The organism is Pseudoalteromonas sp. APC 3355 (assembly GCF_030407615.1).
Lineage (GTDB): Bacteria > Pseudomonadota > Gammaproteobacteria > Enterobacterales > Alteromonadaceae > Pseudoalteromonas > Pseudoalteromonas distincta.
On record NZ_JASDDB010000002.1, the window covers coordinates 329,175 to 342,153 of the forward strand.

General features: G+C 38.8%; 13 protein-coding genes and 1 tRNA gene. All 14 read left to right on the forward strand.

Annotated features, from left to right (window positions below; translation table 11 throughout):
• Nucleotides 1–8 precede the first annotated feature (8 nt).
• Nucleotides 9–860, forward strand: a complete 852-nt coding sequence (locus tag QMA08_RS04770) for a thymidylate synthase (RefSeq protein WP_290173805.1) — start codon at nt 9–11, stop codon at nt 858–860.
• A 23-nt stretch (nt 861–883) separates the two neighbouring features.
• Nucleotides 884–1,762 carry a UTP--glucose-1-phosphate uridylyltransferase GalU gene (gene galU / locus QMA08_RS04775; protein WP_002958699.1) on the forward strand — a complete coding sequence of 293 codons (879 nt, stop codon included), beginning with the start codon at nt 884–886 and terminating at the stop codon, nt 1,760–1,762.
• A gap of 700 nt (nt 1,763–2,462) precedes the next feature.
• Entirely contained in the window at nt 2,463–3,146 is a 684-nt protein-coding gene (locus tag QMA08_RS04780; RefSeq protein ID WP_182716105.1) for an SPOR domain-containing protein, read from the forward strand.
• A 107-nt stretch (nt 3,147–3,253) separates the two neighbouring features.
• Nucleotides 3,254–3,844 carry an SPOR domain-containing protein gene (locus QMA08_RS04785; RefSeq protein ID WP_138488674.1) on the forward strand — a complete coding sequence of 197 codons (591 nt, stop codon included), beginning with the start codon at nt 3,254–3,256 and terminating at the stop codon, nt 3,842–3,844.
• Nucleotides 3,845–3,892: 48 nt separating this feature from the next.
• The gene (locus QMA08_RS04790; protein ID WP_182716107.1) at nt 3,893–4,486 is read left to right on the forward strand and encodes a FlgO family outer membrane protein; all 594 of its coding nucleotides are present in this window, start codon (nt 3,893–3,895) and stop codon (nt 4,484–4,486) included.
• 13 nt (nt 4,487–4,499) lie between these two features.
• Entirely contained in the window at nt 4,500–5,192 is a 693-nt protein-coding gene (locus QMA08_RS04795; protein ID WP_024589981.1) for a FlgO family outer membrane protein, read from the forward strand.
• A gap of 7 nt (nt 5,193–5,199) precedes the next feature.
• Nucleotides 5,200–5,868, forward strand: a complete 669-nt coding sequence (locus QMA08_RS04800; protein WP_182716108.1) for a FlgO family outer membrane protein — start codon at nt 5,200–5,202, stop codon at nt 5,866–5,868.
• A 72-nt stretch (nt 5,869–5,940) separates the two neighbouring features.
• Nucleotides 5,941–6,015: transfer RNA gene (locus tag QMA08_RS04805), tRNA-Arg, on the forward strand.
• A 259-nt stretch (nt 6,016–6,274) separates the two neighbouring features.
• Nucleotides 6,275–7,513 carry an integrase domain-containing protein gene (locus QMA08_RS04810; protein WP_290173806.1) on the forward strand — a complete coding sequence of 413 codons (1,239 nt, stop codon included), beginning with the start codon at nt 6,275–6,277 and terminating at the stop codon, nt 7,511–7,513.
• Nucleotides 7,514–7,523: 10 nt separating this feature from the next.
• A complete protein-coding gene (locus QMA08_RS04815) occupies nt 7,524–8,366 on the forward strand; it encodes a DUF6387 family protein (RefSeq protein ID WP_290173807.1) in 843 nt (280 codons plus the stop codon).
• 128 nt (nt 8,367–8,494) lie between these two features.
• The gene (locus QMA08_RS04820) at nt 8,495–8,695 is read left to right on the forward strand and encodes an AlpA family phage regulatory protein (RefSeq protein WP_290173808.1); all 201 of its coding nucleotides are present in this window, start codon (nt 8,495–8,497) and stop codon (nt 8,693–8,695) included.
• Nucleotides 8,695–9,075: a hypothetical protein gene (locus QMA08_RS04825; RefSeq protein ID WP_290173809.1), complete on the forward strand. Its 381-nt coding sequence runs from the start codon at nt 8,695–8,697 to the stop codon at nt 9,073–9,075. Before QMA08_RS04820 ends, QMA08_RS04825 begins: the two co-directional genes overlap by 1 nt.
• An 8-nt stretch (nt 9,076–9,083) precedes the next feature.
• On the forward strand, nt 9,084–9,968 hold the full coding sequence (locus QMA08_RS04830; RefSeq protein WP_290173810.1) for a hypothetical protein: 885 nt from the start codon (nt 9,084–9,086) through the stop codon (nt 9,966–9,968).
• Nucleotides 9,969–10,410: 442 nt separating this feature from the next.
• Nucleotides 10,411–12,870: an EcoAI/FtnUII family type I restriction enzme subunit R gene (hsdR, locus tag QMA08_RS04835; protein WP_290173811.1), complete on the forward strand. Its 2,460-nt coding sequence runs from the start codon at nt 10,411–10,413 to the stop codon at nt 12,868–12,870.
• Nucleotides 12,871–12,979: the final 109 nt, after the last annotated feature.

Below are 12,979 nucleotides of genomic sequence, written 5' to 3' on the forward strand. Positions count from 1 at the left end.
AGTAACGCATGAAACAATATTTAGAATTATGTCAGCGTATTGTTGACGAAGGGCAGTGGGTCGAAAATAAACGTACAGGTACGCGTTGTTTAACCGTTATCAATGCTGATTTAGAATACGATGTGGCTAATAATCAGTTTCCGATGATCACTACACGCAAAAGTTACTACAAAGCAGCGATTGCTGAATTGCTAGGCTATTTACGCGGGTACGACAGCGCTGCGCAATTTCGTGAAATTGGCTGTAAAACGTGGGATGCTAACGCAAACGATAACAATGCATGGCTTAATAATCCTAACCGTAAAGGTGAGGATGACATGGGGCGTGTTTACGGCGTACAAGGTCGTGGTTGGCAACGACCAGATGGCTCAACGCTTGATCAGCTTTCAAAAGTTATTAATAACTTAAAAAATGGCATTGATGACCGTGGTGAAATAATCACGTTTTATAATCCAGGTGAGTTTGAGCTTGGTTGCCTGCGCCCGTGTATGCATACACACACTTTCTCCTTACTTGGTGATACGCTATATTTAACGTCATACCAGCGAAGCTGTGATGTGCCACTTGGCCTTAATTTTAATCAAATTCAGTGTTTTGTGTTGCTTGCGCTAGTGGCTCAAATTACCGGCCACAAAGCGGGTAAGGCGTATCATAAAATTGCTAATGCACATATTTACGAAAACCAACTTGAACTGATGCGAGACGTGCAGTTAACGCGTGAGCCATTTGAATCACCTCAGTTAAAAATTAATCCAAAAATTAAATCATTAGAAGACATAGAAGCGTGGGTAACACGAGACGACTTTGAAGTAATAGGCTATCAATGCCACGAAGCGATTCAATATCCATTTTCAGTATAATAAAAGATTAAGGAAAACATAAAATGAAAGCAGTGATCCCAGTAGCAGGCCTTGGTACTCGTATGTTACCAGCCACTAAAGCAATTCCTAAAGAAATGCTGCCAGTGGTAGACCGTCCTTTAATTCAATATGTAGTAAACGAAGCCGTTGCTGCAGGCATTAAAGAAATAGTGTTAGTAACGCACTCAAGTAAAAATTCAATCGAAAATCACTTCGATACGAGCTTTGAACTAGAAGCTACTTTAGAAAAGCGTGTAAAGCGGCAACTACTTGCCGAAGTGCAAGCAATCTGCCCTAAAGACGTAACCATTATTCACGTACGCCAAGGTGAAGCAAAAGGCTTAGGCCATGCTATTAGTTGTGCTGCGCCTATTATTGGTAACGAACCGTTTGTAGTTATTCTACCTGATGTAATTATTGATGATGTAGAGAGCGATCTTAAAAAAGATAACTTAGCAGAAATGATCGCTAATTTTGAGCAAAACAAGCATAGCCAAATAATGGTTGAGCCAGTACCAATGGATGAAGTAGATAAGTTTGGTGTGGTTGATTTAGGCGATGTTGACTTAAAACAAGGTGAAAGCTCGCCAATTTTTAACATGGTAGAAAAACCGCCAGTAGACGAAGCGCCATCTAACTTAGCTGTAGTGGGTCGATACGTATTAAGCGAAAACATATGGCCGTTACTTGCAAAAACTCCGCAAGGAGCAGGCAATGAAATTCAATTAACTGACGCAATTGCGATGTTAATGGAACACGAAAAAGTAGATGCATACGCTATAAAAGGCCGTAGCCACGATTGTGGAAGTAAAATTGGTTATTTAAAAGCGACTATTGAATTTGCACTTCGTCGCGATGAATTTGCTGATGAATTAAAGTCATTTATTAAAAAACTGATTTAACAGTTAATGTAAATCATGAAAGGCGCCTATATCGGCGCCTTTTTTATGAGTTTTATCAGGCCTGTTTATCTTTCGAGGCTAAATTTGCAGCAGGCTGTTTGGTATTTAGGCAAGGCAGAGCCTATGTAGTGTGGTTATTCCCCATAAATAGGTGATAACGTAGTATAGATGCCAAACATGCGCTGCCCGAAGGGTTCTGCCTCGGGGCAATTTACTCTTTGTTGCCTACATGGATGTAGGTAAGGGGCGTGAGCAGGACGCGGAAGCTTTACTCGGTTTTTACTTATTCTTACAGGGATGTAAGTCAGTAGAATAACGCAGGAGCAGTTATCGAGCCCACTAGGTTACAAACCTCGCGCCGCGATTAAATAGCCCCTAGATTGAACAAGTTTTAATCCTGAAAGGTCAACAGGCCCTAGAGTAAAATAAGAAAGGAGCCTCTTTAAAAATAAAATTTTTAGGTCATTACAGACATATTGTTATTTATGTTGTAAAGTTTGTGTTAACTGGCATTAAATTTGTATTAAATAATGCTCTCAAGGAAGGGTGGGAGTATGCAACGTTGTGTTTTACAAAACACTGACAAGCATGCGAAGAGCTAAGTTTTATAGCTCACAGCTTAAATAAAGTTAAACGCTTTCTTGTGAGAATGTTTAACTGAAATGTAGTGTAAGAACACTGCTTTCAGGACAGCAAATACATGTTTATATATAAAAAAAATAACATTGGGTTTTTATTCAGCTTGCTAATGCTTTTATTTGGCACAGCATGCAGCGTTACGCCTGAAATAAAAACTATTGATGAACAGCCTCAAAGTAACTCGCCTGACTACGTATCAATTACAGCCCTTGAACTTGCTCAGCTAAAAGATGCCGCAATGCAGTGGCAACAAGCTCGTGAAGGCATAGAGCGAATTTTAAGGTTAGAAAAAGAAATAACTTATCTCGTAAATCATATTGATATTATAAACAGCAAAGCAATTGCGCAGTCTAATCAAGGGTATAGCAGCAAGTCTGTACGTTCACCTCGAAACACACGTAATGTTAAGTCACGCCAACAAGTTAAACAAAACTACAGTAATAAAAAACAAGCTGTAAAATTAAATAAACCAAAACATGTATTTGCTTTGCAAGTAGCTTCGGTTGACTCAGAGCAAGGTGTGGCTAAAGCATGGCAAGAGCTAAATACTAAAGCAGCACCGTTATTTAGAGACAAAATATTGACTAACGTAGAAACCGCCAAAATAAACGACAAAATGTTTTACAGGCTAAAACTTGGCTCTTACCAAAACTTTAAAAATGCAAAAGCAGACTGTGACGTATTCAAGCTGTATAAACTCGATTGCATAGTAAGTAACTACACCGATAAGCCAGTAAGGCTGTAGTTAAGAAACTTGCTTAAAAATTGTTTATCCATAAAATGCACCCTTCATAATTAAATACGTTTAGGGGATAAATAACCCCCTAAACAACGTCATTTTAGGGAAGTTAAATGTTATTAAAATGGAGTTTAGAATGCATGATGCTAATGGGTGTACTTGTTTTATCTGCATGTAACTCATCTCAACAAGTTAAAATGACTCAAGCAACCCCGCAACCGATTCTTATTGAAAAGTCTGATTTAGAGCAGCTCAAAATCTCTGCGGCACAATGGGAAAGCTCTCAACCAAAAGTAGAGGAGCTACTCAAGTTAGAAAATAAATTAACGCAGCTTGCTACTAATCTAAAACAACTGAATGATTCTGATTCTCTAAATAGTCTTGTAAATGATGAAGTCAATAACGAAAGTATATTAAAAACCCACTCGGCATTGTTTGCTTTACAAATTGCCGCTTTTAAAAATAAAAATGCATTGCATAAGAAGCTCAGCGAATTCCAAGAAAAAATACCACAAAATATTATCTCACCCACTGAGATAAATGTAGAAACCGTAAGTGTTAATAACACAACTTTTTATCGATTGAAGTTAGGTGCTTATAGTAATTCAGCGGACGCAAAAAGTGATTGTTTAGCCCTTATAAAGCAACAAGTAACATGTTTTGTTAGCTATTATGTTCAACAACCTTACAGAAGTACGATATAGGCATACAAATTGCTTTATCCTCAGTATGTTTTGAAGAGGATGGCAATTATGCGCCTTTTACTGCCTTTATTATTTTTAAATTTAGCTGCTTGTAACTTGGTGCCACCACCAGAACCAAGTGTGCCTACAAATGCACCTAAAGCGGCCATGGCTCCTTTTACGGTTAATGACTATGTAGTTAATTTAACGTCGCAACTTAACCACCTAAATGGAGCGTTAAATGCTAATGCACGTGTTGGCGTTAGTAGCTTCTTTTATGCAGATGCACTAGATACAAAATTAGTGACAGGGCAGGCCTCAGGCTTAAGTCAGCAGATCCAAGAAAGTCTGCTTACGCAATTTACTCAACTAGGTTATCACACCGTTGAGTACAGACTTGGGAATAACCTCTCTTTATTAGAAAACTCAGACAGTATTTTAAGTCGCGATTTAAGTAAATTACGTAATCGCCAAAATATTGACTTAGTTATCACAGGAACAGTGACTCGCCAGCAGCATGCATACATAGTTAATGCACGGCTTGTGAATATAGAAAATAAACAGGTGCTCTCTGCGGGAAGTACCGAGATCCCAATTAATGTAATGTGGGGCAATGAGAAAATTCAGCAGCGTGACGGACTTTTATACCGAAGCGAATACTAATTTGGAGCACAAAATGAAAAACCTATTAATTACATTATGCTTACCACTGGGCTTTGGTTGCTCTCAAATACTAGGCACAATGAATACAGACACCGCAACACCACAAAGTGAGCAAAGCAATCAACTGGTGAGTAACCAACGCGACGTTGCAGCGCCTGTTTCTGACGATAACTTATTTCAGTCAGGAATGGCTCCACAAGATAACTACACAAAAGCAACACCGCCAATGCGTAAAAATATTAACCATTATGTGCGCGGCATAATGCAAGACATGGTTGAAAACTTACAGTACGTAAGTGAACAAACACCATTAGCTGTTTCGAGTTTTATTTTTTTAGATGAAGACTACAACGATGGTAGCTTACTAGGGAATCAAATTGCAGAAAGCTTCATGCATGAATTACACAGCTTTGGTGTACCCGTTATTGATTTTAAAACAACTGATTATATGCGCGTTACCTCAACAGGCGACTTTGTATTTAGTCGCGACTATTTAGAGCTAAATCAAGATCAAAACTTTAAGTATGTACTAGCCGGTACGCTTGTAAACCATCAAGGTGGTGTACTTGTTAATGCACGTATTGTTGGGCTAGAAAGTAAGGCCGTAGTCGGTTCTGCACAAGGGTTTATTCCACAGTCGGTTGTTGATGCGCTTAATAGTAGCTATCGCACTGATGGCATAATGTTAAAACAAGCAAGCAAGTGAGATAATTATGTATAGTAAATTATTAAACCGCTTTATCGTTTTTTTTGCTTTAGCTAATTTAACTGGTTGTGCCTTTACTCAAAATAATGAAAGTGCTGAAATGAATGCATCTTCAACCACACAAGTAAATTATGACTTAGCAAGCATGCTTAAAACAGCCGAGCAAAAATCAACTCAAGACGATGCTAACGGCAATCAATTTACACCACTTCAGCACCATAAAACACTTTCTAACTATGTAGAGCAAATGGCACTTGATTTGGTTGATACGCTTGAGTATGAAAGTGATACCGACACCAACATTAATATTGCTGTTACTACTTTGGTCGATCTTGATTCATCGCTTACTAAAAGTAATCAATTGGGTAATCAAATTTCTGAAACATTAATTCATCAGTTACAAAAGTTTGGTTATGGCGTGGTTGATTTTAAGACAACCCAAACAATAGATGTAAATAGCCGTGGTGATTTTGCTTTCTCGCGTGATATTGAAAAGCTTAGCGAAGAGCAAATGGCGAGCCATGTATTAGCGGGTACATTAATTTATCGCAGTGATGCTGTTGTTGTAAATACACGTGTAATTAACGCGCATACAAAAAAAATCGTCGCGAGTAGTCGAAAACTAATCCCAATTTATGTACTAAATAAAGAAGATATATACTTATCAAGTAATTAAGTTCAGTTGTCGCTTGATATAAAAAACCAGATGCCGTTATAATTCACACCTCTAAGCACACAGCTTATTTGTGGCCTCTTAGTTAAATGGATATAACGGCCCCCTCCTAAGGGGCAGTTGCAAGTTCGATTCTTGCAGGGGCTACCAAAAACACATTTCATACCACTTCACGTTGTACCAATAAACTCTTGAAACCCATTAAAATAAAGGCTTTTAGCTTTCACTCTGTTTCAAGAGGTATCGCCATAGTGCAAGTTTTTAGTTACACTGGATGTTACACCGATCATATTTTGTACTCTCGGTGTAACATTAAACCGTAACCAAATGAAAATTATAGAAAGAATTAAGATTTTTATATTTTCTTGCTTTATAAGCGTTGGTTGCCCGTTCGACAGTGGAGCGTTAAATGCCTAAATTAGTTACCCCATTAAATGACACGCAAATCAAAAAAACTAAACCAAAAGATAAAGAATATCTTTTGGCTGATGGCAAAGGCCTTGCTCTACGAGTTAAGCCCAATGGTTCAAAAATGTGGTTGTTCACATACTCCAAACCTTATACAAAAAAAAGAGCCCAGATTAGTTTTGGTATGTATCCAGATGTAACTTTATTTGATGCTCGAAAAAGCCGAGGTGAGGCTAGGGCTCTATTAGCGAAAGATATAGATCCCAAAGAGCATAAAGAGGCGTTTAATAATGATAAGGCTGCTGAAGCTAAAAATACGTTTGAGGCAGTAGTTAGAGAGTGGATAGCCCTTAAAGAGCCAAAGGTAACTGCGAAGTATGCTTTTAATTTACGCAGAGGTTTTGAACTTCATCTTTTCCCTTATTTGGGCAAGGTACCTATAAGTAAGCTATCGGCACAACAAACTATTGAGACATTAAAGCCTTTAGCCGCAGCTGATAAGCTAGATATACTTGGGCGTATATGCCGTAGGATTAACGAGGTGATGGAATTTGCTATAAATACTGGACGAATACAATCTAATAACTTAAGTGGCATCAATAAAGCATTCGACTCAGCTACCCATGAAAGTATGGCTAGTTTCGCTCCACAAGAGCTTCCTAAACTTATTAGTATAGTGAATAACGCGAGTATTAAGTTAATGACGCGATGTTTATTTGAATGGCAACTACATACTATGGTTCGTCCAGGAGAAGCAGCTGGCGCAGCGTGGCATGAAATAGACTTCGAAAATAAGCTATGGAATATTTCAGCCGAACGAATGAAAAAGCGTAAACCCCACGCGGTACCACTCACCCCGCAAGCATTAGCTATAATCGAATATCTTAAGCCTATTAGTGGTCATCGAGAATTTATATTCCCTGCGGATAAAGATCCTAGAACACATGCTAGTCGTGAAACATTGGGCGCATCATTTAGACGTATGGGGTTAATAGGTAAACAAACTGCGCACGGTTTACGAGCGCTTGCAAGTACGACGTTAAACGAGCAAGGGTTTGATCCTGATGTTATAGAAGCTGCTTTGGCGCATGTAGACAGTAATAAAGTGCGCGCAGCTTATAATCGAACTGATTATTTAGAACGCAGACGTAAAATGATGTGCTGGTGGTCTGAACACATTGAAGAAGCTAGTAAAGGTAATTATTCTGTTACTGGTAGTCAGTATTTAAAAGTAATTTAAGGAGATGACTTTGAAACGGATAGACTCAACAAAAGATATACCGTGGTTCAGAATTGAAAATTATAACTATATATCTGAACTAAGTGATATTGATTTATTAAATGAATTTTCAAGGCGAAGAGAGCTTTACAATAACCGGGATACGATTTTGATGGAAATTGAGCTACTTAGTTGTTATTGGAAAGGAATATTAAGTGGTAAGCCCAATACTAATGCTTTATTAGAAAAAAAGTTTTCAGATGAGGATGAAGACTTTAATAACTATATAAAGACTCTCCCAGAAGATGAGCAAAAAAACTACCAGTCTAATGAACATCTATTAGATGATGTGTTGAGTTATGATGAGGCCATATCCCCAATAGAAATACTTCAAATCATTGAATATAACAAAAAGATAGAAATTAAAGGCATTTATAAAAAGGATAAAGAATTTAGTTACTTCAAAGATGATACGTTCTACAGTTCAATTTCCAAAATATTTAATGACGACGTAGTTGCTTGTGAAATAGACCTGAGCTCACACACAGATGACGAGATAATAGCTTCATTAAAGGGACACTTACCTAAATGGCGAGAAAAAATGGAAGTTCCTGAGCCAGAAAAACGATTTATTAAATCTTCAGAAGTCTCAAAGATTAAAGCTTATAAAATAATACCATTACTAGATCTTATGATATGGGAAGGTCAAATTGATAGCGTGATACCCAAACGAGTTCTTGCATCCTGTGTATATCCTTTTGGGGAAGTAATTGGCAGTGAAGATTTATCAGGTGGTAATGCAAAGGTAAGTAAATTACTAAATACACTATTATGTGACAATTTATCACTTACCAATATTACCGGAGAATTTTAAATTTAATTTTTCAGGTAGTTTTTCATATTTATTTTTTCACTGAGAAAAAATACTTTTAAATCACTCTCGTTCATTTTTTTGAATCAGGAATAATCGCCTTGAACTATTAAACAACAAGGCGAATTACAATGAGCAATAAAATATTACGTATTCAAGAAGTAACAGAACTTACAGGCTTAAGTCGCGCAACTATTTGGCGTAAAGAGCGCGCAGGATTATTTCCTATCAGAAAGCAGTTAGGTTTAAATTCGGTGGGTTGGCTTGAAAGCGATGTTCAGCAATGGCTTACAAACCTACCTAATTTTAAACACCACAAAGAGGCACTATAATGAGTGCTTTCAGCGGAATTAAAGCCGCTAATCCTGCCCCTAAAAATTCACAGTCTAAAACAGAGCGCGTTAATTTATGCATTCTAGCTCACCCAACGGGCGCAACTGAATTAGATATTTTACGTAATGCTGGTTTATCGAGTGGGAGAAACTACTTTACAGATCTTGAGCGTAGCTATGGCTTTACATTTACTCGCGAAAAAACACCAAATTCAGATGGTATCGGTAGTCATTATAAATATAGCTATAGCTCATTAGATATTGCTGAAATTATCATTAAAGCTGTAAACAAAAGCCGTATTCATCGCAAATTAGCTGAATTTACGCCAGAACAAAAAGGTGAGCTTTTAAAACCAATAAAGCACCTCCTGGGGAATTAGGAGGTTATATGGTTAAGCTTAATGATTTAATTAACCGTGGTGACGTTATTAGCATCGCTAACGGTCAATTAAATATTATCCCCAAGAGTGGCAGGCCGGTGCCAGATGGTTGGTTGTATAGCAACCAAGGCTATTTGCTTAAGCAGGTTTGTGATGTGGTTCAGCAACCAATATATCAGTTCTTAGAATTTACAGTGGGACGATACTCAAATAGGTTTGATGGCCTAACAATGAGTTTTATTGATCTACACACCCATGAAGATTACTTCACAATATTTAATGTATCGCTGAATCGTAAAACAAAGCACGGACGCTTAACTGGTAAGCGTTTTAATCCACCAGCTAAAGGAGCGCTATTAAAGTTTTGGAATCGATCTAACTTACCAAAACCTAGAAGGCCCAGCGAGCTTTATAAGAAGATAAGCATAATGAAAAACTATGTTTGGCAAGCTGAAGTTAGTAAAGGTAGTAAGCTAGATACTCAAACACTTTGCTTAGCAAATATTACACATGAGCAAATACTTGAGGCATTTAGCGGTGGCATATCAGTGGCAAATAGGGGGCTAGGCGGTGGCATTCTAGCGGCATCCACATGTGGCAATTCAAGGGGGCAAAGTGAAGTGGCATCCGGTAGTGGCAAGGAATCATTCAATAGCCATACATGGCAAGGCGTAGCGAAAGATCAAACTACGTGTATTGATAGCTACGTGCATAATGAACCACGGGCATTAACTACTACGGGTTCTAATAACTACGATATAAGTAATCAAGGTGATGCGGTAAGAGGTAATACCTTTCCCCCTATAGCATCACTAAAAGAGGGTAAGAAAACAAAGCCACAGGACCAAACTAATGCTGAGTGGTTAGCTGATTACGGAGAGCTAGATACCTAAACATTTAGTGTAGCTAAGACTCCATGAAGTAGTACCTAAGTAAACTTAAATTTACTTTGGTTTGCCGGTTCTTCAAAACTTTCTAAAATCAAAACATTTCAAAACATTTGATGGTATATAAAATGTCATCACCAGCTATAAACTGCTAACTAAAAGCGACCAAATATTAAATTGTAGGTAGCTGCGAATTAATAAGCGAATTTGGTTAGAGTTAAGCGGAACAGTGCGGAACAAATATGGAACACATCTTTTCCTTAAGGCTATGTAAGTATAGTGGTTTGTTTACATAGAAGAACAAAGTTAGCACCAAATATACGATTTGTTCTACCTTTTATTTTTGCTTATTAACCATATTTTATATAGCATCACTAAATAGCATGAAACGCGTTGAATCAACGGGTTGTGCGCACTCATAGCGTAGTATTTAGGGATGGTTTAAGTTATGGATAGAAGAAAGCTCAGCGAAACCGATATAATCAGTAAGTTTATTCTACCCGCAGTTAAAACCGCAGGGTGGGACGACATAACTCAAATACGCCAAGAGGTTAAACTACGTGACGGTAAAGTAATCGTCCGTGGGCAACTTGGTGTACGTAAAACGGTTAAATCGGCTGACATAGTGCTTTACCATAAACCCAGTATGCCGCTTGCTGTTATTGAGGCTAAAGCCAATAAGCACGAAGTAGGCAAAGGCCTTCAACAAGGCTTAGATTACGCTAGGCTGCTTGATGTGCCGTTTATATTTGCCTCCAATGGCGATGGTTTTATTTTCCACGATAAAACTAAGCTAGGCACGCCTGATGCGCATAACCTCGAAACCGAAATACGCTTAGAAGACTTCCCATCACCACAAGAGCTTTGGGCTAAATATTGTGCCTACAAGGGCTATACAGAATCGCAACTTCCTATAATAAACCAAGCCTATTACGACGATGGTAGTGGTAAGCACCCGCGTTACTATCAGCTCCAAGCCATTAATAAAACAGTAGAGGCTATATCGTCTGGTAAAGACCGTGTATTACTAGTTATGGCAACAGGAACCGGTAAAACCTATACCGCGTTTCAAATCATATGGCGCTTATGGAAATCACGCGCAAAAAAACGCATCTTGTTTTTAGCCGACCGCAATATATTAGTAGATCAAACGCGTATTAATGACTTTCAGCCGTTTGGTACGTCAATGACCAAAATTACCGGCAGAACAATCGACCCAGCTTACGAAATACACCTAGCGCTATATCAAGCGTTAACAGGGCCAGAAGAATCTCAAAAAGCGTTTAAGCAAGTTGACCCTGACTTTTTCGACCTCATTATTATTGACGAGTGCCACCGTGGTAGCGCAAGTGAAGATAGCGCTTGGCGCGAAATACTCACTTACTTTAAAGGTGCTGCCCAAGTTGGCTTAACCGCAACACCAAAAGAAACAGAGGAAGTATCAAACTCTGACTATTTTGGCGACCCCGCTTATACCTATTCCCTAAAAGAAGGTATTGAAGATGGCTTTTTAGCGCCATACAAAGTGGTACGTGTTGATCTTGATGTTGACCTACAAGGCTGGCGACCAACAAAAGGGCAGGTTGATAATAACGGTGAAGTAATACAAGACCGCATATACAACCAAAAAGACTTTGACCGCACAATGGTAATTGACGAGCGAACACAGCTGGTGGCAGAAACCATTACCAACTATTTAAAACGTACAGACCCTATGGCTAAAACCATAGTGTTTTGTAACGACATAGATCATGCCGAGCGTATGCGCCGCGCTCTTGCCAACTTAAATCCAGAGCAAATGGCAAAAAACGATAAATACGTGATGAAGATCACCGGCGATGACGAATTAGGTAAAGGCCAGCTCGACAATTTTATAAATCCTAAACGCCCTTACCCAGTAATTGCTACCACCTCAGAGCTTATGACCACAGGGGTAGACGCTAAAACCTGTAAGCTAGTAGTGCTTGATCAAAACATCCAATCAATGACCAAGTTTAAACAAATTATTGGTCGTGGTACCCGTATTGATGACCGTTACGGTAAGCTGTGGTTCACCATACTCGACTTTAAAAAAGCCACCGAATTATTTGCCGATGAACGCTTTGATGGCACACCAGAAAAAGTAATTAAGGTAACGCCAACCGATATTGAAAATGAAGACGTTGATATTGAGTCACAAGACGATACAACTGCCGAAGAGCAGCCTGATAGCGTATTCGACGATCAATCAACCGCTGACGATACAACCGATGCCAATAACGACACAATTAACGACCCTAAAGGCGATGGCTCGCTTGATGGTGAGTGGGACGATGAAACTAACAAAATGGTTAAGTACCGCGTATCAGGCGTAACTGTTAATAAAGTCGCAGAGCGAGTCCAGTATTACGATACCGACGGTAAACTCGTTACCGAGTCATTTATAGATTACACCCGTAAAACCATGAGCAAACAATTCAGTTCACTTGACGACTTTGTAAAGCGCTGGAATGAGTCAGATCGCAAACAAGCAATCATCGACGAGCTTTCCGAAGAAGGGATTATTTGGTCAGCGCTTGAGGAAGAAGTCGGCAAAGACATGGACCCATTTGATATGATCTGCCATGTAGTTTATGACCAACCACCCCTTACCCGCAAAGAGCGCGCAGATAACGTACAAAAGCGTAACTATTTCACTAAATATTCAGGGACCGCACACACCGTACTCGAGAACCTTCTGTTAAAATACGCAGATGTAGGCGTGCAAGAAATTGAATCTATGCAAGCACTTAAAGTGGCGCCATTTAACGAAATTGGCAGCCTAGGTGAAATCATTAAAAAAGGCTTTGGCGGCAAACCACAATACGAGCAAGCACTCAAAGAGCTCGAAGCCGAAATTTATCAAATGCCAACACCTAAAACAGCTTAATTATATGTTTGTTGTCGCTTTAATGAGCGATAGCAAAGCATCAAATAAATCAAAATAAACAGCTTTCATACTCTTTTTAGCCGCTGTTTATAAAAATAATCAAACAAGA